The sequence below is a fragment of the Mesorhizobium sp. WSM4313 genome (assembly GCF_002294725.1).
GTDB lineage: Bacteria > Pseudomonadota > Alphaproteobacteria > Rhizobiales > Rhizobiaceae > Mesorhizobium.
Window position 1 is genome coordinate 22,148 of record NZ_NSFT01000025.1, and the last position, 24,575, is coordinate 46,722.

Here is a 24,575-nt window from a genome sequence, read left to right on the forward strand (position 1 = left end):
CCCGAATAGTGAACTGAAGCCGCTTTTTTCAGTTGGTATGGCTCTTGCACCTTGAACCGCGACGTTACCAGCAACGGAGCCGTTTGATGTCCTCACCGACAGTTTCGATTGAGGGGCCGACTAGCACGACATCCGAGGGTCTTCTGGCAGCCGCGAAATCCGGTGGCTGCGCATCGTCTTCCTACGGCTCGTCGCCGACCAGCCCGGGCGAAGAGGATCCGGCTATTTGGGAAAGGATCAAGGATCACCCCTGCTTTTCGGAGGAAGCGCATCATTATTTCGCGCGTATGCATGTGGCGGTCGCGCCGGCTTGCAATGTCCAGTGCAACTATTGCAATCGCAAATACGATTGCGCCAACGAGAGCCGGCCTGGTGTTGTGTCTGAGAAGTTGACGCCCGACCAAGCGCTACGCAAGGTCATCGCCGTTGCCAACAAAGTTCCGCAGCTTTCGGTTCTTGGCATCGCTGGGCCGGGGGATGCCTGTTACGATTGGGAGAAAACGAAGGCAACGTTCGACCGCGTCATCAGGGAAATCCCCGACATAAAGCTGTGCGTCTCCACTAATGGGCTCGTGCTGCCGGACCATGTCGCCGAGCTTGCCGAAATGAATGTTGATCACGTGACGATCACCATCAACATGGTCGACCCGGAAGTCGGCGCGAAGATCTATCCATGGATCTTTTATGAAAATCGCCGCTACTTCGGCATCGAAGCCGCTCGAATCTTGCACGCGCGGCAGATGCTGGGCCTGGAGATGCTGAGCGCGCGCGGCATCCTCACCAAAATCAACTCGGTGATGATTCCTGGAGTGAACGACCAGCACCTGTTTGAGGTGAACAAAATGGTCAGGGAGCGGGGCGCGTTTCTGCACAACGTGATGCCTCTGATTTCGGACCCGGCGCACGGTACCCACTACGGACTCATCGGGCAGCGCGGCCCAACGGCAACGGAGATGATGGCTCTTCAGGATCGACTTGAAGGTGGCGCCAAGTTGATGCGCCACTGCCGGCAGTGCCGGGCAGATGCTGTCGGCCTGCTCGGTGAAGATCGTGGCCAGGAATTCACGCTGGACGGTATTCCCGACGATGTCGCCTACGATGCTGGCAAGCGTCAGGCCTATCGGCAGGTGGTCGCACACGAGCGCCGTGATCATGAGGCGGCGAGGAGCGAGGCCATCGGTATGGTCAAGGCAACAGACTCCGAAAAGTCGCTTCTGGTTGCGGTGGCCACTAAGGGAGGTGGACGGGTCAACGAACACTTCGGCCACGCGAAGGAATTCCAGGTTTATGAAGTCTCGCCTAGAGGGATCAGCTTGGTCGGGCATCGGAAGGTCGAGCGGTATTGCCTCGGAGGCGGGGGCGAAGACGCCATCCTCGAGGGCGTCATCGCAGCGCTCGAAGGCATACACATAGTGCTATGCGCCAAGATCGGAAATCGCCCGAAGGAACAACTCTCGCGAGTTGGACTGCGCGTAACCGACGCCTATGGCCATGACTACATCGAGACCGCAGTCAGCGCACTTTACGCGGCAGAGTTTGGGATCAGACCACTAGCGGCGACGGCCTGAGCCGTCTCGTCCGATAACCAGGAGTTAGAATGGCTTTAAAGATCATCGCATCCCAATGTACCCAATGCGGGGCCTGCGAGTTCGAATGTCCTTCGGAAGCGATCAAGTTCAAGGGCGACGCCTATGTGATCGATCCAAACAAGTGCACCGAATGCAAGGAGGCCTTCGATACGCAGCAATGCGTGTCGGTCTGTCCGGTACCGAAAACCTGCGTTCCCGCTTGATTCCTACCGAAACGGTCGGGTTCGCCGCACGACGACGCCTGCAACCCGCGACCACAACAAAAGCCTCGAGAAAGGAATGGACAGCATGTGGTCCAGACGCGAACAGGAGGTCGAAATCGGCAGACCGCCACGGTTCATGCAGGGTGAGCGGGTCCGTGCGATACGCCACATAAAAAACGACGGCACCTATCCCGGCAAGGAGATCGGCGAAAACCTCGTGCGGAAGGGCGACGAAGGCTACGTGCGCGACATTGGAACCTTTCTCCAGCAATTCTTCATCTATGCGGTCGAATGGATCGATCGTGGCACGGTCGTCGGCATGCGAGCGCGCGAACTCATTAGCCTCGACAAAGTCGAGGTTCCCTGCGGAGCTGAAGGCATTTCCAACGGGGGAACAGCCGGATGAAAGTAATGATTCGCAGGACCGCTACTGGCTTGTCGGCTTATGTCCCCAAGAAGGATCTCGAAGAGCCGATCACCGAGATTGAGAACGCTGACTTATGGGGCGGGACCGTGACGCTCAGGAACGGTTGGCGGCTCATGCTGCCCGACCTTCCGCGCGACACGCGTTTGCCGATCACCGTCGAGGCGATGAAGATTTCCGACGGGGCCTGATGCCGGTGGGTTCAGTGGCGGAGAGGAAACGCGTATGAACACGATGCTGAGCTGGGACCATCTCGTCGTCGTCCGGGGCAGTTTTGCCAAAAAACTGATTGACCTGCTGAACGGCGCTCTCAAGGCCGATCGAGTGATCCCCTATCTCGGTCCTGGTCTTCTGCAGCTTAACCCACCGGAATCCCCTGTACCTTGCACCCCTGAAGATGTCGCCGCGGCCCTCAACAAGCGGGCGCCTGCCCCTTCCAGGATTCGCACCAATATGTGGTCGGTCGCGCAGTTTATCGAGCAGCGCCGACATCGTCGGACTCTCCAAGCGTGGATGGCGGAGATATTCGCAGCCCCCGCCGAGCCGACCGTTCTTCACGCCTGGCTCGCAACCCTTCAACTGTCTGTCATCATCGACAGCTGGTACGATGGCGCCATGCGAGCAGCCCTTGCAGAGGCCGGCCAAACAGACGTTGTCGAGATACAAGGAACGACGCGCGCGACCGGAATCGGTAACATCTGGACGAGAACTTACGATTTGTCAGGAACAGAACTCGAGGCCGAACAAGTGGCTAGGACGGTGCTCTATGCGCCGCACGGCAGCGTCAGGCCGGCGGCAAACTTCCTCGTGGCTGATTCCGATTACGTCGAAGTCCTAACCGAAATTGATATCCAGACGCCGATCCCGGACGCGGTGAAGCAACGGCGCGTCAACCGGGGTTTTTTCTTCGTGGGCTGCCGCTTCAACGATCAGATGCTGCGCACATATGCCAGACAGCTGATGAAGCGCTCCACTGGCCCACATTTTGCGGTGATCGATTCGGCTACGCTGACCAGAAACGAACGTCGTTTCCTTGCCGAAGGCGCAATCACGGTCATCGACATGCCGATCCGCAACGCCGCGGCTCGCCTCGTCGGGGTCGATGCTAGCCAGGATTAATGGCCGGCGATTGCTGGTGAGTCGCTGCTTGCCTCCAAGGGCGAAAACTCAGTTGGGAATACATTCGTGAGCAGTAATGCTAGTGGCAGCACAACGTAGGCTCTGAATTCGTTGGGCCATGTGAAAGGGTCCGCTGCTGCGGGACGTGAGCACGTTGCGGCGGCATTACGCACATGATCTTGTGACCCCCGTGGCAAAAGAACTGAAGCGCCCGAGTCGCGACAACATATGCAGCGCTCAATGGCTTCGACAAAAATTCGGCACAGTTTCGACAGTTCGCATGCACCTCCAGGGTCAACGAGGTTGATTATGCCTGTTTATGTGGGTCGGCCACGCGAGCAGGAATTCCCACTACCTTTGCCCCGGCGGGAACATCTCGTGTGACCACGCAGCCAGCGCCTACCACTGCATTATCACCAATCGTGACGCCAGGCAGAATGATTGCTCCACCGCCGATCCAGACACGGCTGCCAATGTGAACAGGACGCCCGACCTGCAGGCCGGCCTGCCGCTGCTCGGCATCATGTGGATGATCGGCGGTATAAATCTGCACAGCAGGCCCAATTGCCGTTCCTTGCCCGATTTTGACCTCTACCACGTCAAGAATAACGCAGTTGAAGTTGATGTAGGCATTGGCTCCAATGCGGATATTGAATCCGTAGTCGCAAAAAAAGGGCGGACGGATGACCGTTCCGCGCCCAACCTCTCCCAGCCGCTCGGACAAAAGCTCATGCCAATGCCCCGTGGTCTGCCCCAGCGTATCATTGTACCGCTTGAGCCAAGCCCCGGTTGCCAACAGGTCAGCTTGGATCTCCGGATCCGCCGCATTGTAAAACTCGCCTGCGAGCATCTTTTCTTTTTGGCTACGCATCATAGTCTCCCGTCAGGTCGTGTCCCGTACAGTGATGCAGGAACGCACATCAAACTGCCTCGGCAACTTTGTAACTCGATCTTGCCGGGCGCGCGGTCGGTCACGAGCCGGGGCGACAGTTTCGTCTCGACCAACTTCCAAGAATTTGGATATCGGAGATCAACCGGTCGCAGGGGCCAATACCTGACGAAGTCGGCAACTGTCCAGCGGTCGAACTCACTTTCATGCCCATCTCAGATTGCGTGATATCGAGCGGTAAGCCATCAGCTAATGTATCGACCAGGTCCCGCCAGAGGATTACTCCTTTTTAGTTTGTCAGTCGCAGAGCCCCAGTACGACTGGTGGTAGAAAGCACACGGCCGGAATCTTGGCAGCGCTGTTCACACCCACTTCGTAAGCCTGGCCGATGGGCTCGGCGCCAGAGCACCAATGCTTGACCTGCTCCAGCTCTTGCTCGGCGGGTTGTTTCAGAGACGCTTGATCTCGATACCGCGTTTTCTCAGCACGTAGCCGATCTGGCGCGGGGTCAAACCGAGCAGGCGCGCCGCCTTTGCCTGCACCCAGCCACACTTTTCCATGGCAGCAATGACCGTATCGGCATCGGGCACCCTACCACGAGTCGTGGCAGGGCCTATCGGCGCTTGCCCGTCGCCGACGGGCGGGGCGGCACAGGCGGCGGAAGGCTCGATCGTAGTCGACTTCTCTGACGTCGGCTGTCCGTTCTTCCACAGCGCCGCGGCCAAGCACTGATCCGCGTAACAGGCAAAGTCAGTTCTGAGGATTGATGGACCCGTCGCCAGAACTGCCGTCCGTTGAACGCAGTTTTCGAGCTCTCGGATGTTACCTGGAAATTCGCAGTTCATTAGCACCTCAATCGCTTCGGGAGCGAAGGTCAGCGTGTGATCATTCTCAGTATTGAAATTCTTGAGAAACTGAGCGGCCAAGAGCGGAATATCACCTCGCCTTTCGCGCAATGCCGGCACGCGTAAAGTGACGACGTTGATGCGATAATAGAGGTCTTGCCGGAACTCCTTGCGTTGAACTGCCGTTTCCAAGTCCCTGTTCGTTGCGGCAATCACGCGAACATCAACTTTAATGGTGTGGTTGCTGCCGACGCGCTCAAACTCCTGCTCCTGCAGGACACGCAGCAGCTTAGCCTGGAACGAACCTGATATTTCGCCAATCTCGTCCAGAAACAATGTGCCTTTGTCGGCAGCCTCAAAGCGCCCCTTGCGCAAACTGCTCGCGTCGGTGAAGGCACCCTTCTCATGACCGAACAAGTCAGATTCCAGAAGCGTCTCGGTGAGCGCCGCGCAATTGACCTTGATGAAGGGCTGCTTGGCGCGAGGCGAGAGCTCGTGAATGGCTTTGGCAACCAGCTCCTTGCCGGTTCCGGATTCACCTCGCAACAGGACCGTAGTCTTCGCCTTGGCCACCTTGACAAGGTGCTCACGCAGCTTGCGCAGCGCCTGACTATCGCCAAGCATCTCCTTGCTGATCTTTTTACGTTCCATTTGGCAGCCCATCCCACTCCGCCACCCGCCGGTAGAACTGCACTGGACGGTGAGCTGTGTTGTATTTCGCCATCATCATTCTCGATCTCACCTTTGTTGCTTCGAAATTTCCGGCGCGCGGACCCCCTCGGCAAATGGCAATGGCGCCTGAGCATCGTTGTCTTTCACCAGGACGAGCGTCTTCTCCTCCGTGCGGGCGCCCGCAATATGCGCGCTTGTTTGCGCAGGCCTTTACTCGACCGGTCGCCGTTCTGTCCGGCTTCTGCCGCACCGCAGCCTGCAAACCCATCCTTGACAAGAAAGGAGGGGAGTCAATCGAGCTCTCCTTGCATTCGTGCAAGGAAAATTGTCAGTTTGATAGAATTCTATCAAAACGGCAGAAACGCCCCGCCCCCAATTTGGCTGTACCTGCGGCGTTCAGCTTACGTGACGACATGTGCGGACTTGTCCCAATTGCCGTCCGAGTTGTGCGGGAAACAGTAGCCGCTGCGCTGTTCGCTTCAACCGCGTGATGCCGCTGACAGTAGAGGCGGCGGCTCGTCGAGCGAGGCTTCATTGTTCGGCTACTAAAGCGGCTGTGCTTTGGTGGGAGTTGGTTTCGCCCAAGTTCTGGGCCTGGGGGCGTCTAGCCCGTTTCGCCGCACAGGCTCCTCCCACATCGTCGAGGCCGAGAAGGAGGGACCCCACAGCCCTCCCTGTATCACAATGCCCCGCCCCTCAAGCAGCTAGATACGACAGGTGACCTCGAATGAGGCGTCTTGCATGGCTTCTACACCTGCCTGAATGCCAGAACTGCGTTCGTACCGCCCATGGCGAAGGCGTTGCTCATGGCGACGCGCACCTTGCGCTCGCGCGGCACATTGGGTGTGATGTCGAGGTCGCAAGCGGGATCTGGCTCGCGATAGTTGGCGGTCGGCGGCACGACGTCCTCTTGGATTGCCATCACGCAGGCGATCATTTCAAGCGCGCTCGCTGCGCCGAGGCAATGCGCGTGCGTGGACTTGGTGGAAGAGATGGACATCGAATAAGCGTGGTTTCCAAACACACGCTTGATCGCCGCCGTTTCAGTCTGATCATTGCTCTTGGTACCGGTGCCGTGCGCGTTGAGATAGTCGACGTCCTCGGCATTCAGCCCGGCATCGGCAAGGCAGGCGCGCATCGCCGACGCTGGCCCCTCGACAGATGGCGCGGCAATGTGGAAGGCATCGGCGGAAAGGCCGACGCCGGCGATCTCGGCAAGAATTGTGGCACCACGCCTCGTGGCATGCTCGTAGCTTTCCAGCACGGCCATGCCCGCACCCTCGCCCAGCACCAGGCCCTTCCTATCGGCGGAGAAGGGCCGGCAGGTATCGGGTGAAAGCACGCGCATTGCTTCCCATGCTTTCAGCACGCCCCATGCGAAGGGTGCGTCGCTGCCTCCGGAAACCATTACGTCGGCCCGGCCCAGCTTGATCTGGTCCACCGCCGAGGCGATCGCATGGTTGGCCGAGGCACATGCGGAGGTCACCCCGAAGACCGGCCCGCGCAAGCCGAGGCTCAAGCTCACCTGGCCGGCGGCGGCGCTTGGCATCGTTTTGGGTACAGCGAGGATGCCAACTCGCCTCGCGCCGTCCAAAAGGAGGGCCCGGTAAGTTTCCTCCATCACATCCCAGCCCAAGCCGCCGACGCCCACTGTCGCGCCGAAGCGATGGGCATTCCCCTCGTCGCAGGAAAGTCCGGCCTGCCGCATGGCTTCGCGCGCTGCAAGCACGGCGAGCAAGCTGAAGCGGTCCATGGAGATGAGATGCCCCCGGTTGATGTCGTGCTGGGGCAGCGCCTTGATCTCAGCGCCGGTCATGCCCTCCAGGTCATGAAGCTCGGAATTGGCGATCGGGCCGATGGCGGAGCGGCCTTCGCGCATCTCTTTCCACATAGAGGCGGCGTCGGTGCCCAGTCCGCACAGGCCGCCCACTCCGGTGATAACGACGCGCCTGTCCATTCAAGCCTCCTTCGCAAGCAAGCCGCGGACGGCTTCCACGACGTCGCCGACATTCTTGAGATTGGACCAGGCATCGGCCGTGTTCATGTCGATCTTGATGCCGTAGGCCTGCTCCACATCCCAGAGGACGTCCGCCAAACCCAGCGAATCGAACCCGAGCGCGTCCAGTTCCGTGGCGATTGTTATCTCGCCGACGAATGACGCAGGCATTCCCTCACCGCTCTCCGACTCGGCGCGTTTCTTGATCAGGGCAATGACGTCCGTTGCGAATTGATCGGCCATTCTGTTTCCTGTCTTTCTTTCCCGCGTTTCGACCTGGACGCGGCTCAGTTCCTGAGGCGCGCCGCGTCGCGAAAGCCATCACGCTTGGGCAACTGACAAAGCCCAATGCTCATAAAGCCGGATCAGGTCCGGCCGGTGTGTGGCGTAGGTGCAGTATGACGATGTGAGCCGCTACACGTGCGCGTCTCCCGGTCTGTCCATAGGCTCGGAAGAAGTCGGACAGTTTGACATGGCCGGTCAGTTGCAACTCCCTTTCCCAGCACTCCACTGCCCGGTAGAGCGCATGAAAAATCTCCTTTCGGGCGGTTTCTTAAGACGCTCGCCACGCCATGAGGCAGTGGGGGCATCGGTGTCCATCAGGTGCTTCTGCCCATGCAGGATTCCAGAACATTGATGAAATCGTTTGTTTCGATGAAAGGCATCCACACTTTGGATGGTTGACCACGCTTTTCAAAGATCGTGAACTACATCTCCTCGTTGTGCTCGACGCACTCCGGACAAGTAACCTCATGGGCGCGGCATGCAGGATTAACCGAGCCCAGCCGGTCATGAGTGCGGCCGGCGCTCGGCTGCTCGATTTATTTGCGCGATAAGCTCGCGACCATGTCCGCGGAGGTATTCAAACTTAACGCTGCGTCCGGGAGCTCTTGCCCTCCAGTTTGCGACGCTCCCCCGCCCATCCAGTGATCGTTTATTTCGTCGGATAGTTTGACCCGGCTCTACCGAATCGCCGCTTCAGGATCATTCTTTCCGATTTCGTCACGCTCGTATTTCTGCCGCGTCCTACACCGATTGGGCGCGAACAAAACTGAGCGCCTTGGAACCCGAACCCGTGCGTCGTGACCGGGAGCATCCGGGGCGAACTCATCCGCTCGGGGGCATCGCATCACCGGACGGCGACAGGCACGGTCGACCGGCATCTCGGCATCGGCTGGGAATTCGTCCATGGTCTGCATTGGCGACGACGCTTCCTGAGGCCACGTAGCCCTTATGCCAAGCTGGGCGCCCGGGTCGAGCGCGTAATGACGACAATTGCTTCGCTGCAGGTCAAACGCTTTCCGGGCCACCTGCAAAGTCTTCACCCGGCCGTACAGCGCCCAAGACCACTGATGTGATCGACAAGAGCCTTTTTGATAAATCTGCGCTATTCTCCTGTCGCGCACGGACGACCGCGTGGCGAAGAGCAGGGTCCGAGATGAGAGCCCTGCCGCGCAGCTTCTATCGTCGCGCCTCGTTTGCGGCATCCGTGCCTACCCTCTTCGGACCTCGTGGGTTCCAACCGGCGACGAGGCGTGCATAGGCGCCCTCGGCCTGCTCCACCCAGCGGCGCTCTTCTTCCCGGTGGCTCTTTATGTTGTAGGCGTGCGCTCCCTTTTGGCCGCGCACAGCCTTGCTCCCGGCCTTGAGTTCCACATCGCGCAAGCTTCTTGGCATGCAGGGAGGGTCGAGCCCACGCGTAACTCTCGCCCTTCTCAACAGATGACAGATCACGACAGAGAGTTTGCGTGCGGTTGCCACGGCCGCGACATGCTGTCCGCGCCGGGCTCGCACGCCGCAGGGAGAAGGCTCGCAACGGTCCGGGAGCACGAGCGGCCGCCCAGGCCGCCTCGACGAGCATGCCGCGCGCATGACCACGGCCCTGCTTGGTGATCCGCCCATGGTAGGCCGGACCTGGCCGGACTGCTGGACGCTTGGGTTCAACCCGAGATAGGTCACGAGCTTCTGCGGATCGTCGAAGCGCGACACGTCGCCGATCGCCGCCCTTCATCGCCAGCGCGACGGTGATGTCGACGCCGGGAATGGTCATCAGCCGCTTCACGCCTTCATCCTCGAGAGCCGAGCGGACAAGATCGCGTTCGATGACCTGGAGGTCTTCGCCCAATCGGTCGAACTCGCGCAGATGCCCATCGATCGCGAGGCGCTCGTCCTGCGGTACGACCTGCTCGATTAACCAGGTCCGACCCTTGGCGCCGCACAGGTCAGCATGCGGGCAGGACGGATCAGGTGGCTATGAAGGATCGACTGGATGACGCTCTTCAATCGAGATCTCTGTCGGACAATCTGATTGCGCCGTGTCACCTGTCGACGCAGAGCCTGCGTCGGCTCGTCCGCAATCCAGACTTCTGGCAAGAAGCCGCTGGCATAGAGCTGCGCAAGAACGTCGGCGTCGATCGTCGTTTTGATCTTGGCATAGGCAACGATAAACACCTGTTTCGGCTTGGCGATCCCCACCTTCTTCACATGCGGCGCAACCACAGCTGCAGCGGACGTCGCGTTGCCGGTGGCCTCGATCACCCCGACATCGTTCGGCGACAGCTTCGCGGCGAACGCCGCCAGCAGATCGCGCCGCATGTCGACGCGGCCGAGTCGCCTGAGCCTGCCCTCCTCCCATGCCACTGCTTCGGCGAAGGCGCGGTGAATATCCAGTCCGATGATAAGCATGCCCGTTCCTCCTTCTTGGCTCGGTCAAAGACGGGAGCTGGCGGGCAACACGACATCTACTGATCCGCGCTCGCAGCGCATCCGGGAAAGTCGCGAGGGGCGGCCATGTAACGAGCTCGGGCTCTCAGCCCACGGTCTATTGACGGCCTGCCTGCACCTTTGTGCTCCCGGTGCCCCACGTCCCGGATGGGCTCACCATAAGGGCGTTCCAAAACAAGAACAGCAGGACGAGAAGGCACCACAGATCACATACCGGATAGCGGCAAGGCCAAGCGCTTCGTTCAGATAGGCTTGCGCCAATGGGCTTAGGCCGAGCCTACAACAGCTCTCAAAAACGCTGCCGGACTGCTGCATTGGCTCGCCGATACAATTGGCACAGGCCTCACGGCAGCTTAGGATCAAACCGCCCATCAGTCGCCTCGGACTGGAAAGGTGCACCCTATTAGGTTCCACGCCTAGCTAGGTCGGGGCCGCCGAAGACGCTGGTTGATAGACCGGCGCCATCGGCCCGGCGTTTCAAACTGCCAATCTCTGACCTGCACAGTACGAACGATTGCTCGCTTCGGCAGATCACGCGGCTCATATGTCGGACCTTAACGTCATCCATCATAAACTTTTTGCGACAAAAGATTGCAAGAATGCTAAATTGTTAAAGTCGTTTGTTTCGGTTAAAGGCATCCATCCCATGGATGGCTGATGACATGCGTTTCAAAGGACTTGATCTAAATCTCCTCGTTGTGCTCGACGCACTCCTGACGGAGCGTAATCTCTCGGCGGCGGCACGCAGGATTAACCTGAGTCAGCCCGCCATGAGTGCGGCCGTCGCCCGACTGCGCGATTATTTCCGCGATGAACTGTTTACGATAAGAGGTCGCGAAAGATTTCTAACCCCGCGTGCGGCAGCATTTGCCCCCGCAGTTCGCGACGCTCTCCAGCACATCCAGTGCTCGATTATTTCTTCGGATCCGTTTGACCCAGCTCGAGCCGATCGCCTCTTCAGGATCATTCTTTCCGATTTCGTCACGCTCGTGTTTTTCGAAAAGCTTGTGGAGCGTATTTCACGGGAAGCCCCCGCCGTCAGCTTCGAACTGCTGCCTGTCGACGATAGCCCCGATGAGCTTCTCCGGCGCGGTGACGTCGATTTTCTAATTCTACCGGATATGTTCACGTCGAGTGTGCATTCAAGCGTTGCGCTGTTTGACGAGAAGCTCGTGTGCGTAGGCTGTCCCACAAACAAGCAGCTGCCACAGCAGCTTACATTCGAGAGATACATGTCGATGAGGCACGTCGCGGTCAGGTTCGGGCGTACGATGAAGCCGTCTATCGAGGAATGGTTTTTGCTTGAGCATGGCCTTAAGAGACGTGTCGAGGTCGCCGTGCAGGGCTTCAGCATGATTCCACCTATGGTGTCCGGCACAGCTCGTATAGCGACCATGCCCTTACGGCTGGTCAGGCATTTCGAAAAAACGTTCCCCCTGCGGGTTATCGAACTTCCGCTGCCATTTCCCACATTCACCGAGACCCTCCAATGGCCGGCCCTCCACAATAGCGATCCGGCAAGCATCTGGATGCGGGAGATAATGATACAGGAGGCATCTCGGATGGCTGCCCCGCTGTGAACCCACGGAAAATTCAGGCGCACCTATAGTCACTACTCCTGTCACCATCTACTTTGACGACAATAGCCCTCGCCGGATAAAGTCGATGCTGGCGGCAAGTGCGCCTGCGAGATCGTCCAGAGAATGGACTTCCTCGACCAGCTCGAATGAGAAAGGTCCCGCGTAGCCGCCATCCAGCAGCGCCTGAATCTGGCTGCCATTGTCGGAACCTGCAAGAAAGCGATCGGGGTAAATCCAGAAGGTCGGGTCGTTTACGCTTGAAATGTGCACCAGGCCGGTAAGCTCGCAGAACAGGCATGTCTCCCCGGCCAGGGTGTGGTGGAACGTGTCGTGCACGAGGCGAAAGACGGACTGGCCATCAACCGCGGCAACGGCCTCGGCCGCTTCCTTCTTTGATCGAAGCGAGCAGGTTCGGAAACCCAGCGGCTCGATGAGACCGATCAGACCCCGCGACTGGAGGATTGGCTTGATCTCGTTTAGAGCGAAACGAAGATTGTCCTGGCGCTCGCTATTGGTGGGCCACGAGCTGCGGTTGGCCGGCACCAACACGAGCGTCTCCGCCCCGCACGCCGTCGCATAATCGGCGAGGTTGCTTGCCTCGGCCTGACGCGTTGGAGTCCAGTCGTTGAACCGCTGCAAGGCGTTGACAGAGATGATCGTGACGCCCGCTTCGGTAGCGGCCAACCGAACGTCCGCAGCCGGAATGCCGCGTGCGACAGGATTGCTGAAATGAGGGTAACGGATTTGGACGTCGGTCAGGCCTTGGTCACGGGCAAGCGCGAAAAGCGCACTGACGTCAAGGCGGGGCGCCGCCATGTGATCGAGTGCAAAGCGGGGCGATACCTGGCGCATTGCTTGACTTTCCTTCCATGAAGCGCGGCTGCCATTTCGGCATCCGGCTTCTTTCAAGACGGAACCACGCCGGTTCACAGATCGGACAGAGACGGCCGAGTCAATCGAGCTTTCCTTTCATCGGTGAAAGGAAAATGGGCGCTCATGATAGAAATCCATCAAGGTCAAATATTTTCCGGAAGATAAATGTCGAACGGCAGAAATGTCTGCCCCGGGCTCTCCGCGACGCCGGCTTTGATGGCCCGCTCCATTGCCATTATCAGCTCCTGGCAAAGTCGGCGCATTGGCGTGCCGACCGCCATCGTCAAGATGTCATCCGCAAGCGCCCCACGTGACTGCGGCGTCATTTCACTCACGATCGCGACGAGATCCTGACCGCTCCCCTCTTCTCGGAGCGCGGAAATTGCCCCCTCTATCCCCCCGCCGGCCATATAGAAGCCGACGAGCTCTGGTTCCCGCTGCATAAGATCCAGCAATTTTTCGTAAGTGAGCTGCCGTTCATCAAGGTTCACGAGCGCATCAAGCACCTCGAATTTTGGCGCGTTCTCACGAAAATACGCACGAAAGGCCGTTTCCCGCGTCGCATGCGCCTGGAAGCGATGGCTTCCGACAAACACCGCCACCTTGCCGGGCCGTTTTGCGGCCTTGGAAAACACCCAAGCGGCAGTCCGTCCGACCTTGCTGTTGTTGAGGCCGATGTAGCCCTCGCGCACGCCATCGGCGAAGTCGGATAGCAGCGAAAATACCGGGATACCTTTCGCCTTGAGCTCCTCGACTGATGCTGTGATTTTCGGGTGATCGGCCGCCACCATGGCGATCGCCTGGCAGCGGCTCCCAAGGTCCTTAAGAAGCGGGAGCAGGTCACGCGGCAAATGTGACTGCGCGAACTCGATGATCGGAAGGCCGTGGAAGGATTTAGCCATACTGACCGACTCTTCGATCTTGCGAGCGAAATCTTGGTAGAAATCGTGGGTAGGTTTTCTCAAGATGAAGCCCAGCTTGTAGTGCGGCAGGTGCTGCTGCAAGCGCTGTTTGATGAGACCGGCAGCATGATAGCCGATCGCGTGCGCGGCCGCATGGACCCGCTGGGCGGTCTCCTCTCGCACCGGAAGGCGGACGTTCAGAACCCGATCGACTGTTGCTACGCTGACTCCGGCTTCGCGGGCGAGATCGGCTATTGTGACGCGCTTTCCCCTAGCGATTCTGATCGGCCGGTCCTCCATCATCCGGTGCGCTCCCGCGACGGCTTGGGGCGGCAAGCTGAAATAGTTCCCCCACCCCGCGGATAGCGCATTCGACGAACAGCGCTCCATGCGCACCCAGATGAGTCTCCGTGAACCGTTCGTTTGCTTAGGGGCTTCATGGTGTTGTATTACTCACTGCGTTAGTACTCTATTTCCAGCGCTCTTTGGAGGCTGGCAATTCGACTGTTGTGTCAAGGCCGCTACTTACACGTCGCGCTGTTGCGATCTTGCTTGCGGGGAGCCAGTTTGATGTAACCCTAACCGCGGAAAGCGGTTTCCATCCGTGACTGGTCCAATTCGCCTTCCCAGCGAGCGACAACGAGCGATGCCACCGCATTACCGACTAAATTCGTCAGCGCGCGGCATTCCGACATGAAGCGGTCCACGCCAAGAATTAGAGCCATTCCGGCAACGGGAACACTCGGCACGACAGAGAGAGTAGCGGCCAATGTGATGAAGCCGGCGCCGGTGACGCCTGCCGCACCCTTCGAGGAAAGCATCGCAATTAGCAGCAGGAGGATCTGATCGGCAATTGACAAATCTGTGTTCGTCGCCTGGGCGATGAAGAGGGCGGCGATCGTCATGTAGATATTGGTACCGTCCAGATTGAATGAGTATCCAGTAGGGATGACGAGACTTACGACCGAACGGGCGGCGCCGGCCTTCTCCATCTTCTCCATTAGCGAGGGCAGCGCGGCCTCCGAGGAGGACGTTGCCAGGACAAGCAGCAGCTCGTCCTTGATGTAGCGGACGAGAGAAAAGATCGAGAAGCCGTTGTAGCGGCAGACCGCGCCGAGAACCCCGAACACGAAGAGGAAGGCGGTAAGATAGAACGTCGCGACCAGTATCGCGAGGTTGGCCACCGAACCGATTCCGTATTTGCCGATCGTAAAGGCCATTGCGCCGAAGGCGCCGATGGGTGCAGCCTTCATCAGAATGCCGACGAGCTTAAAAATGGGGGCGGTAAGCGCCTGGAGAAAGGTAACGACCGGCCTGCTCGTCTCTCCGGTCATCGCCAAAGCAATGCCGAACAGGACCGAGAAGAACAGGACTTGCAGGATGTCGCCTTCCGCGAAGGCACTGGCAATCGTTGACGGGATGATGTTCATCAGGAAGCTGGTCACGGACTGCTCGTGAGCCGTGGCCACATAGCCCTTAACGGCTTGGACATCGAGCGAGGCCGGATCGATGTTGAGGCCGGCGCCAGGTTGAACGATATTCGCGACAATCAGTCCGACAACGAGTGCAAGTGTCGAGAAGGTGAGGAAATAAACCATCGCCTTGGCGGCAACTCGGCCGACCTTCTGCAGATCGCTCATGCCGGCAATGCCGGTCGCAATTGTCAGGAAGATGACAGGTGCGATAATCATCTTGACGACTTTGATGAAGGCATCGCCGAGCGGCTTCAGGCTCTGGCCGGTTTCCGGATAGAGGTAGCCAATTGCGGCTCCCAGGACTATGGCGGCAAGCACCTGCACGTAGGTCCGGGCAAAATGGGGCTTGCGGGGCGCTGCGATCGCGCGGGGGACTCTTGGAACCAACACCGTTTCTCTCTCCCTGACCGGATCGGGGTGGGGGCTCCTCCTTCTCCCATGCTGCGCTCCGGTCGAGCGCTGCTGTCATCTCGGAGCAAGCGCCGTGCCAACTGGAGGCCTGTCCCGTCCAGCGAGATTGGTGCGGGTTGCGCACTGGAACCCTCCACCTTTGCCGGAATTTGCACTCAAGGCTCGCCAAAGATCGCGTCTGAAGAAGTGCTTCGCCAGAGAGGGAATTGACCAGGTCGCCTTGCGGCCGTGTCTTTGATGTCTGCCGCAGATCGACTGCCGGCCGATATCTCTGTCGTCTTGGTGACTTTGGTTTGTCAGTTTTGCGACGGAATGCGCGCAAACTGCAGGATATCCTACACGCCCATCAGAGCACGCGGTACAAGCGATTAAGCGTAGGAGCGCATTGAATCTCCGAGGTCAAAAAATCTTGAATAAGGTCCCCGTGCGAAGTGAATCCGCAACTCGTCAAAGTTCTCCACCGTTTGATCCAGCGGTCGCGTTTCCTGGCGCTGCAGGATGGCGTTATCTGATGGCTCAAGCGCTGGAACGCCCAGGAAATCCCAAACCGCTCCCAGGCATTGGGCAGGTTCGTGAAGTAGGCTCTCGTATTCCATTACAAGCAGGTTGGTCGACGTGAAGGAGTCCATAACGCGAGCGTGAAAATCGTCGGCGGCTTTGAAATAAGCCTCACAGTCGGCGATTGACAACCTGACGCTCGGTGGCCGAGCGGTATCGTTGTCCCAGCTGAACTTCAGCCAGTGACCGCTTTCCCTGGCCTGCACAAAGGATCGGAGCGATTCCAATACGTTTCGGCGAACAACAAGGATGACCTTGAGTGCTGGCCAACGAGCCAGTTCCGCAAAGAATGCGGGACGCTCGCGAAACTGAGGTTCATTGATCTTGCATCCAAGATGCGTCACATTCTTGTAGTCGCGCATAGGGCAGCGCACATAGGCAAGCTCAAGAAGCTCGCGATCCGTGCCTAGCAGGCGATCAGTGCTGGGCCAATTGGGATCATATTCGTTTAGCAACTCACCGTTACTCAAAACGGTCGGATGCTCGTTTAGCAATTCTTCTAAATAGTGTGTTCCGGTCCTTGGCATAGCAAGGATCACAAAAGGCTCAAGAGTTGCTTCGTTGTGGGTCATTGCATGTGTATCCAACTAAATAATGGCCGCGACGGTCTGTGGACGCGCACAAGAAGCTTGGCTGCTATCGATTGAACGCTCCGGGTGGGTCCGCGCCTCACCATCCAGCCTGTTCTTCGAGGTGTGGTCGCGAAGCTGGGCGGGTGCCTGCAGCGGCTGGGTGGCGCCCGGCTTCGGCGTTGTACCACTCGCGATTCCTAGCATACGCATGCCTCCGGGCCGCTGTGGGCAGTTTGCATCCGGCATTGCGGACCTCCTTCTGGTTAATGGGTGTAAGCAAGCGTCAACGCATTAGTCGTCGATGAAACAGTCCAGCCGACAGAAAAAAAGGCAATACAGCGAACATGCAAAGTGCGCCTATATGCAGCCCTACATTGTCGCCCAGGCGGCCGAGCATCACCGGACGGATTAGCTCGATAGAATTCGCCAGGGGCGAGAAGGCCGCAATCTGCTGAAACACTCCTGGCAATTGGCCGACTGGAAAAACCGCGCCCGAAAGGAACAGCATGGGTGTGATGACAAGCGTCTGATAGAAAATAAAATAGTGATAACTGGGCGCGAGCGCGATGACGAGCATGGCCAGGCTCGCAAAGGCGAATCCGGTGAGAGCGACGACCGGTAGCACGTAGAGAACCGACGTCCACGCGGCATAACCTAGCGCGGCCGCAACAATCGCAATTGTCGTACCGGCCAGAAAAGCCTTTGTGGCTGCCCAGGTCAATTCACCGAGAACGATGTCGCCGAGGGTAAGTTGTGTGTGCAGGATTGCTTCCCAAGTGCCCTGATCGCGCATTCGACCGAAAACCGCGTAAATTGTTTCGAAGGTTGATGCTGTCATCGCGCTCGTCGCAACCATGCCGGCTGCCAGAAAGGCGATGTAGGATGCACCTTCGATGCGGCCTACCAACAGTCCAAGGCCAGTGCCGAGCCCGAAAAGGTAAATCATCGGATCAGCAAGGGTGCCGAGCATTGAAGCAAATGCCACCTTCTTCCATGCCAGATGATTGCGGCGCCACACCGCCATCCAGTTCCAGGCGTTGGCGGGTAGAGCGGCCGCAAAACGTTCACCCATTGCTCACTTCTCCATCTCACGTCCGGTTAACCGCAAGAAAACGTCCTCCAGACTGGGTGGACGCTCTAGAATACGCAGACCCGCTCGACCGCGAAGCTGGATGCGCACATCCTCCGGCTCAGGCGCATAGCAAAAGAGCGTCTCGCCGCTTACCTCGACACGCTGAACGTACGGTCTGATCAGCGAAATCAGCTCCTGTGGATTACCGCCGAAGATCTCGATCACGTTGCACCCAATGTACTCGTCGATCAGCGCATGAGGACTGCCCTCGGCGATCTTGCGTCCCCGCTCGAGAACACACAGCCGATCACAAAGCCGCTCAGCCTCTTCCATGAAATGGGTGGTCAAAATGATCGTTTTTCCGCTCGCCAGCAGGAAACGAAGTCGCTCCCAGATCAGATGGCGGGCATGCGGGTCGAGGCCGGTCGTGGGCTCATCCATCACAAGCAACTGGGGGTCGTTGATCAGAGCACGTGCCAGCGTCAGGCGCCGCTTCATCCCGCCGGATAGCAGGCCGACACGTGAATCCGCCTTGCTCTCAAGGCGAGCGAACTCGAGCAGCCGTGGGATGACGGCGTTGATCTCTCTTGTACTCATGCCGAAGTAGCGCCCGAACACCAACAGGTTCTCACGTACCGTAAATTCCAGGTCGAGATTGTCGAACTGCGGGACCACGCCTATGCCCTTGCGGGCCAAGCGGCTGCGTGCCGGCACTGGTAGACCGAGGACTGTTATATCACCCGCGTCAGGCCGGGTCATACCGAGGAGCATACGCGCAATCGTGCTCTTGCCTGCGCCGTTAGGCCCCAGCAGACCGAAGCACTCTCCCGATGCAACGGTGAAGGACAGCCCGTCCACAACGAGCTTGTTTCCGAATAATTTGGTTACGCCGGTAAGGTCGATTGCTACATTGGACATGCGTCTATCTCAAGCGGAATGAGTCCGATTGGCCACCGGCAGCTTACTTGCGAATTCTGGTTCAGAGCAGGCCACCGCCTTGAGATGACACCTTTGGAAAGTCGCGGCCGGAGCGACGTGTGTATCGCTTCCGCCAAAGAATAACGTCAAGATGCCACGTGTCGCTTCCACATAGTCCCCGTTCTGACCATAGGTAACTCGACAAGCTTCACCCCGTGTCGACTGACACAACTTACTCGGTCACTCGGCGCTGCAAGGCCGTCAGACTTCACTAGCTGTGAGCGAAAGATCTGCAGTATGAAGTGACTCCGCAATTCCAGAATTGCCCGCAGCATTTGCTCCGCCAAGCGGCATCGCGCTTGTGATTTCCTTTGTGCTGCTGTTGGGCAGGGGAACACTTTTACGCGACAGCCAATCGCTATTGCTCAATGTACACAGGGCGTAAGCCTTCAAGGGGATCAACAGGAATATCCTGATTAACGCGTGCATTGAATAGCCGATGAATCGAAGCTGCCGAGTGCGGAAAGATAACACCGTAGATCTGATTATGGTCATCGTGACAATAGCCAGCACCGTCCACCAATTTACTGTATGTGAAAATAGTAACTCACCGAGCGCCGTTACTACCGCGATGCCGAGCAACAATGGGCCGAGATTCTCTCCCATCACATCCAAAGTTAGATAGCGATCCAGGCCACGCAGTAGACCTCGCGCAAGCATCGTGTCCCGGAAAGTGCTTCGTGCCCAGCGGAGTTGTTGGCGCAAATAAGGTCCCATCTTGTCCGGAACGACTGTCGCCGCGACGGCACCTGGAACGTACTCGGTTCGAAAGCCTGCTTTCAGCATGAGGATCGTAAGATGACGGTCTTCACCGAAGTCGCTTGGTTTCCCCCTGAACAGCTGCGTCTCGTATTGATCCAGCAGAGAAAGGAGACAAGACCGGCGGTACATTGCACATGGGCCGCAGCAGCACATGACCGCACCAAAGCGACCTTGCGCCGCGCGCTCCTCATTGCAAGCCAGCCAGTATTCCATATCGATCAATCGGGTCAACCAAGTGTCGCTGCGGTTGTATGCCGTCAGCTGGCCCATGGCCGCTCCGACCATGGAATCCCGCATTTTTACTGCAAGCTTCGTGATGACGTCGGACGCAAGTGTCGTGTCAGAGTCGACGCTGAGCACGAAATCTCCAGATGAGCGGCGGATGGCGGCGATCTGCGCCTTGCGTTTGCCAACATTTTCGCGGAGCAGAATGAAATTGAATCTCGGGTCGCCCTCGTAGGCGTGATGTACCGGGATGACGGCATTACGATTTCCAGAACCGTCGTCAACCAGATAGACCTGAAATGTTCCGGAGTAATCTTGATTTGCAATGGAAGCTAAACACGCCGCGAGTGTGCGCGGGTCCTCATTGTAGCAGGGGATAATGACATCCACGCTCGGCCAACGGTCGGATCCGAACAAGCTTTCCGACGGCGGCGTAACATTTTCCGGTTGGGAGTAGACCGCTTGCATGCCTCTGTAAACAGTCGAGAGCACCGCATAAGACGAAACGGCAACAGTACTGGCTGTGGTGAGAAGGTCCATAGGATCTCTGTTTGTTCAGGGATGTTGAGGAAGTGATCGGATTACAAATCCGCGGCCGTGCAATTCTGGAATTAGGCGTGACAACGCTGTCACCGTCTGGTCGCGCAGACTGGCTTGATTGCCTGGTTGCAATTCGTCGGGAGCGCACCCGTCGTGCAACAGCACGATTGCGCCCGGCCGGATATCGGCGAGCACTCTGTCGACGATGGCGTCAACGCCGGGGCGAGACCAGTCGCGTGGATCAATGGACCAATGGACGGGCGCCAATGCCTCACCCGCTAATGCAGCGATTACTTCTTCGGTCCAGATGCCATAGGGTGCACGAAAGTACCGAACCATGGCCTGCGGGCAAGCCATCCCTATGACTCTGTTTGCCTCAACTATCTGGCAGTCGACTTCGACGGACCCGCATTTAGCTAGGTCCGGATGAGTCATCGTGTGGTTGGCTATACCGTGGCCGTCTGTAATAATTCGGCGAACGAGTTCCGGCTCGTCGGCCGCGTAGGCCCCAACAACGAAGAAGGTCGCCGGCACCTGATGTTGCGCCAGCACATTGAGTATCTGCGGTGTGAAAAATGAATTGGGACCGTCGTCAAACGTCAGATAGACGCTGCGCTCTGCAATGCGATCGGCATTGTCACTCTGCCCTTCGCATATGTAGTCCAGAGGCTTCATAGTTCCGGACCGTTCCGGTCGATCAGGGTACCAGACGGCCACTCGTCCATCGAGCGTCCGATCGGCGAAACCAACACGAGTACGTCTTCCAGGCGCGTGGGCGGCAGGTCGGGATGCACATCTGGACGGGTCGACCGTACGCGAACGCCCGACACAATGTTCGCGAGGCCGGCTCTGCAGAATCTTTCGACATGGTTTCGCAGCGCGTGCCGAACCGTGCCGAAAGCGAATGGAACACCCAACTGATGGAGCACTGGGTACGCCACGCGCATCGAAAAACCGATTCCGAGCCCTTCAAGATCCGGACGAACCGCGTACAGGCCCAATTCAGCGACGATCAAGTCGACCTCGCCAACTTTGATGAAGCGCCGCAGCATGCCGATGTGAGCCGCTACCCCATGCGCGTCGTAGCCGATTGCGCGGAATTCCGGCCTCGCGCCGGCCCAACTGCGGCCGCCTTCGAATGGCTCCGCGTTGAAGGCGCCAGTCCGTCCATAGGTCTTTCGAAAAAAGTCGGAGAGTTCGACATGGTCGGCCAGTTGCAGCTCATTTTCCCAGCACAACTTCCACTCGACATTCGGACGCATGGAAGACCTCACCTTGTAGCTGTCTGGTTGAGATAAATGTCCAAGCATTGATTAAATAATTGGCGTCGCGCCAACGGGGCGTAACTTGTGGGGACCGCCGAAAGACCAAGCCGCAATGCAGATGCGACTGACTTTGTACGCCCCGCACACCAGATGATGCTCCTCAGATCCAACGCAACCATCGGAACTACCTATCTTTCCAACTTGAAGCGCTTCTATGGGACCTGCAGCAAAAACGGTAAAATCCTTTGTTTAGATGAAAGGTATCCACGCTTTGGATAACTGGGCGAATGCGTTCCATATGGCTGGTCAATTATCGTCGTCACGCTCGAGGCACTTCTGACGAAGCGCAAAGCTCACGCCCGCGGCACGCGCGGCCGTTGCCGGGCCGCGCGATTATCTCCGTAAGAGCCGAGTGGAGCTCAGACACGACGATTGATCAGAATCTGATTCGCGGGTTCAGTATCTCTTTCGTGTATCCAGCTCTGGGCTGTCCTTTGGCGGGAGTTAGGTTCGCCCAGGTTCTGAGCCTGGGGCGTTGGCCCGTTCGCCGCGCAGGCTCCTTCGCACATCGTCGAGGCCGAGAAAGAGGGGCCACACAGCTCCCCCTGTACTTTCCACCACCCGACACCAGCGCTCACCCAGGGCGCCGGCCTTGCTCACCTCAACGGATAGCGCACTCGCGCCGCTTCACGATTAAAAGAATTCTACAAGCAAGATGCCTGTTTGATCGAGAGACGTCCGCTGCCAATTCCCGCATCGCAGAGGCAGCCAATAGCGCTCGCTTTACATAGTGGTCCGGCAAGCAGCTAGATACGACAGGTGACCTCAAATGAGGCGTCTTGCATGGCTTCTACACCTGCCTGAATGCCAGAACTGCGTTCGTACCGCCCATGGCGAAGGCGTTGCTCATGGCGACGCGCACCTTGCGCTCCCGCGGCACATTGGGTGTGATGTCGAGGTCGCAAGCGGGATCTGGCTCGCGATAGTTGGCGGTCGGCGGCACGACGTCCTCTTGGATTGCCATCACGCAGGCGATCATTTCAAGCGCGCTCGCTGCGCCGAGGCAATGCGCGTGCGTGGACTTGGTGGAAGAGATGGACATCGAATAAGCGTGGTTTCCAAACACACGCTTGATCGCCGCCGTTTCAGTCTGATCATTGCTCTTGGTACCGGTGCCGTGCGCGTTGAGGTAGTCGACGTCCTCGGCATTCAGCCCGGCATCGGCAAGGCAGGCGCGCATCGCCGACGCTGGCCCCTCGACAGATGGCGCGGCAATGTGGAAGGCATCGGCGGAAAGGCCGACGCCGGCGATCTCGGCAAGAATTGTGGCACCACGCCTCGTGGCATGCTCGTAGCTTTCCAGCACGGCCATGCCCGCACCCTCGCCCAGCACCAGGCCCTTCCTATCGGCGGAGAAGGGCCGGCAGGTATCGGGTGAAAGCACGCGCATTGCTTCCCATGCTTTCAGCACGCCCCATGCGAAGGGTGCGTCGCTGCCCCCGGAAACCATTACGTCGGCCCGGCCCAGCTTGATCTGGTCCACCGCCGAGGCGATCGCATGGTTGGCCGAGGCACATGCGGAGGTCACCCCGAAGACCGGCCCGCGCAAGCCGAGGCTCAAGCTCACCTGGCCGGCGGCGGCGCTTGGCATCGTTTTGGGTACAGCGAGGATGCCAACTCGCCTCGCGCCGTCCAAAAGGAGGGCCCGGTAAGTTTCCTCCATCACATCCCAGCCCAAGCCGCCGACGCCCACTGTCGCGCCGAAGCGATGGGCATTCCCCTCGTCGCAGGAAAGTCCGGCCTGCCGCATGGCTTCGCGCGCTGCAAGCACGGCGAGCAAGCTGAAGCGGTCCATGGAGATGAGATGCCCCCGGTTGATGTCGTGCTGGGGCAGCGCCTTGATCTCAGCGCCGGTCATGCCCTCCAGGTCATGAAGCTCGGAATTGGCGATCGGGCCGATGGCGGAGCGGCCTTCGCGCATCTCTTTCCACATAGAGGCGGCGTCGGTGCCCAGTCCGCACAGGCCGCCCACTCCGGTGATAACGACGCGCCTGTCCATTCAAGCCTCCTTCGCAAGCAAGCCGCGGACGGCTTCCACGACGTCGCCGACATTCTTGAGATTGGACCAGGCATCGGCCGTGTTCATGTCGATCTTGATGCCGTAGGCCTGCTCCACATCCCAGAGGACGTCCGCCAAACCCAGCGAATCGAACCCGAGCGCGTCCAGTTCCGTGGCGATTGTTATCTCGCCGACGAATGACGCAGGCATTCCCTCACCGCTCTCCGACTCGGCGCGTTTCTTGATCAGGGCAATGACGTCCGTTGCGAATTGATCGGCCATTCTGTTTCCTGTCTTTCTTTCCCGCGTTTCGACCTGGACGCGGCTCAGTTCCTGAGGCGCGCCGCGTCGCGAAAGCCATCACGCTTGGGCAACTGACAAAACCCAATGCTCATAAAGCCGGATCAGGTCCGGCCGGTGTGTGGCGTAGGTGCAGTATGACGATGTGAGCCGCTACACGTGCGCGTCTCCCGGTCTGTCCATAGGCTCGGAAGAAGTCGGACAGTTTGACATGGCCGGTCAGTTGCAACTCCCTTTCCCAGCACTCCACTGCCCGGTAGAGCGCATGAAAAATCTCCTTTCGGGCGGTTTCTTAAGACGCTCGCCACGCCATGAGGCAGTGGGGGCATCGGTGTCCATCAGGTGCTTCTGCCCATGCAGGATTCCAGAACATTGATGAAATCGTTTGTTTCGATGAAAGGCATCCACACTTTGGATGGTTGACCACGCTTTTCAAAGATCGTGAACTACATCTCCTCGTTGTGCTCGACGCACTCCGGACAAGTAACCTCATGGGCGCGGCATGCAGGATTAACCGAGCCCAGCCGGTCATGAGTGCGGCC

Annotated in this window: 20 protein-coding genes and 2 pseudogenes; 6 read left to right on the top strand and 16 right to left on the bottom strand. The window is 58.6% G+C overall.

Annotation, left to right across the window (positions count from 1 at the left end; all coding sequences use genetic code 11):
- Window positions 1-86 precede the first annotated feature (86 nt).
- The 5 genes from nifB (at window position 87) to CK219_RS29110 (ending at window position 3,335) form a co-directional block, all read left to right on the top strand.
- Window positions 87-1,568: a nitrogenase cofactor biosynthesis protein NifB gene (gene nifB / locus CK219_RS29090; protein WP_063169393.1), complete on the top strand. Its 1,482-nt coding sequence runs from the start codon at window positions 87-89 to the stop codon at window positions 1,566-1,568.
- Window positions 1,569-1,597: 29 nt separating this feature from the next.
- On the top strand, window positions 1,598-1,792 hold the full coding sequence (locus CK219_RS29095) for a 4Fe-4S binding protein (protein WP_024505232.1): 195 nt from the start codon (window positions 1,598-1,600) through the stop codon (window positions 1,790-1,792).
- Between the two features lie 85 nt (window positions 1,793-1,877).
- Window positions 1,878-2,198 carry a nitrogen fixation protein NifZ gene (locus tag CK219_RS29100; protein ID WP_024505231.1) on the top strand — a complete coding sequence of 107 codons (321 nt, stop codon included), beginning with the start codon at window positions 1,878-1,880 and terminating at the stop codon, window positions 2,196-2,198.
- Window positions 2,195-2,407 carry a putative nitrogen fixation protein NifT gene (gene nifT, locus CK219_RS29105; protein ID WP_024505230.1) on the top strand — a complete coding sequence of 71 codons (213 nt, stop codon included), beginning with the start codon at window positions 2,195-2,197 and terminating at the stop codon, window positions 2,405-2,407. The genes CK219_RS29100 and nifT overlap by 4 nt, the downstream gene beginning before the upstream one ends.
- Window positions 2,408-2,441: 34 nt before the next feature.
- The gene (locus tag CK219_RS29110; protein ID WP_024505229.1) at window positions 2,442-3,335 is read left to right on the top strand and encodes an SIR2 family protein; all 894 of its coding nucleotides are present in this window, start codon (window positions 2,442-2,444) and stop codon (window positions 3,333-3,335) included.
- A gap of 307 nt (window positions 3,336-3,642) precedes the next feature.
- Here the strand turns inward: CK219_RS29110 and CK219_RS29115 are convergent, their stop codons facing one another.
- The 5 genes and pseudogenes from CK219_RS29115 to CK219_RS31540 all read right to left on the bottom strand — a co-directional run bounded on the left by CK219_RS29115 (window position 3,643) and on the right by CK219_RS31540 (window position 10,422).
- The gene (locus tag CK219_RS29115) at window positions 3,643-4,209 is read right to left on the bottom strand and encodes a sugar O-acetyltransferase (protein ID WP_024505228.1); all 567 of its coding nucleotides are present in this window, start codon (window positions 4,207-4,209) and stop codon (window positions 3,643-3,645) included.
- A 464-nt stretch (window positions 4,210-4,673) separates the two neighbouring features.
- Window positions 4,674-5,717 (bottom strand): annotated as a pseudogene (gene nifA, locus CK219_RS29120) (nif-specific transcriptional activator NifA); the annotation flags it as partial.
- Between the two features lie 772 nt (window positions 5,718-6,489).
- On the bottom strand, window positions 6,490-7,698 hold the full coding sequence (locus tag CK219_RS29125; RefSeq protein ID WP_095769981.1) for a beta-ketoacyl-[acyl-carrier-protein] synthase family protein: 1,209 nt from the start codon (window positions 7,696-7,698) through the stop codon (window positions 6,490-6,492).
- Window positions 7,699-7,980, bottom strand: a complete 282-nt coding sequence (locus CK219_RS29130) for an acyl carrier protein (RefSeq protein ID WP_029356603.1) — start codon at window positions 7,978-7,980, stop codon at window positions 7,699-7,701. It abuts the gene before it with no gap.
- Between the two features lie 1,218 nt (window positions 7,981-9,198).
- A pseudogene (locus tag CK219_RS31540) lies at window positions 9,199-10,422 on the bottom strand (IS110 family transposase).
- Window positions 10,423-11,123: 701 nt separating this feature from the next.
- On the opposite strand from CK219_RS31540, the gene CK219_RS29145 reads away from it, so the two are divergent.
- Window positions 11,124-12,041, top strand: coding sequence for a LysR family transcriptional regulator (locus tag CK219_RS29145; protein WP_063170390.1), 918 nt, complete (start codon window positions 11,124-11,126; stop codon window positions 12,039-12,041).
- Window positions 12,042-12,089: 48 nt separating this feature from the next.
- Here CK219_RS29145 and CK219_RS29150 read toward each other — a convergent pair whose 3' ends face one another.
- From CK219_RS29150 to CK219_RS29200, 11 genes are all read right to left on the bottom strand, one after another.
- Window positions 12,090-12,893 (bottom strand): TIM barrel protein, encoded by an 804-nt coding sequence (locus tag CK219_RS29150; protein WP_063169395.1) that lies wholly within the window; start codon window positions 12,891-12,893, stop codon window positions 12,090-12,092.
- A 164-nt stretch (window positions 12,894-13,057) separates the two neighbouring features.
- Window positions 13,058-14,119, bottom strand: coding sequence for a LacI family DNA-binding transcriptional regulator (locus CK219_RS29155; protein ID WP_051695606.1), 1,062 nt, complete (start codon window positions 14,117-14,119; stop codon window positions 13,058-13,060).
- A 275-nt stretch (window positions 14,120-14,394) separates the two neighbouring features.
- On the bottom strand, window positions 14,395-15,678 hold the full coding sequence (locus CK219_RS29160; protein ID WP_210326678.1) for a dicarboxylate/amino acid:cation symporter: 1,284 nt from the start codon (window positions 15,676-15,678) through the stop codon (window positions 14,395-14,397).
- A 392-nt stretch (window positions 15,679-16,070) separates the two neighbouring features.
- The gene (locus tag CK219_RS29165; RefSeq protein ID WP_063169397.1) at window positions 16,071-16,832 is read right to left on the bottom strand and encodes a sulfotransferase domain-containing protein; all 762 of its coding nucleotides are present in this window, start codon (window positions 16,830-16,832) and stop codon (window positions 16,071-16,073) included.
- A 283-nt stretch (window positions 16,833-17,115) separates the two neighbouring features.
- Window positions 17,116-17,904 carry an ABC transporter permease gene (locus CK219_RS29170; protein ID WP_063169398.1) on the bottom strand — a complete coding sequence of 263 codons (789 nt, stop codon included), beginning with the start codon at window positions 17,902-17,904 and terminating at the stop codon, window positions 17,116-17,118.
- 3 nt (window positions 17,905-17,907) lie between these two features.
- The gene (gene nodI, locus CK219_RS29175; RefSeq protein WP_024505873.1) at window positions 17,908-18,822 is read right to left on the bottom strand and encodes a nodulation factor ABC transporter ATP-binding protein NodI; all 915 of its coding nucleotides are present in this window, start codon (window positions 18,820-18,822) and stop codon (window positions 17,908-17,910) included.
- A 261-nt stretch (window positions 18,823-19,083) separates the two neighbouring features.
- The gene (nodC, locus tag CK219_RS29180) at window positions 19,084-20,409 is read right to left on the bottom strand and encodes a chitooligosaccharide synthase NodC (protein ID WP_063169399.1); all 1,326 of its coding nucleotides are present in this window, start codon (window positions 20,407-20,409) and stop codon (window positions 19,084-19,086) included.
- A 15-nt stretch (window positions 20,410-20,424) separates the two neighbouring features.
- Entirely contained in the window at window positions 20,425-21,084 is a 660-nt protein-coding gene (gene nodB, locus CK219_RS29185) for a chitooligosaccharide deacetylase NodB (protein WP_063169400.1), read from the bottom strand.
- Window positions 21,081-21,671 carry a NodA family N-acyltransferase gene (locus CK219_RS29190; protein WP_063169401.1) on the bottom strand — a complete coding sequence of 197 codons (591 nt, stop codon included), beginning with the start codon at window positions 21,669-21,671 and terminating at the stop codon, window positions 21,081-21,083. The genes nodB and CK219_RS29190 overlap by 4 nt, the downstream gene beginning before the upstream one ends.
- 853 nt (window positions 21,672-22,524) lie before the next feature.
- On the bottom strand, window positions 22,525-23,733 hold the full coding sequence (locus tag CK219_RS29195) for a beta-ketoacyl-[acyl-carrier-protein] synthase family protein (protein ID WP_095769981.1): 1,209 nt from the start codon (window positions 23,731-23,733) through the stop codon (window positions 22,525-22,527).
- On the bottom strand, window positions 23,734-24,015 hold the full coding sequence (locus tag CK219_RS29200; RefSeq protein WP_029356603.1) for an acyl carrier protein: 282 nt from the start codon (window positions 24,013-24,015) through the stop codon (window positions 23,734-23,736).
- Window positions 24,016-24,575: the final 560 nt, after the last annotated feature.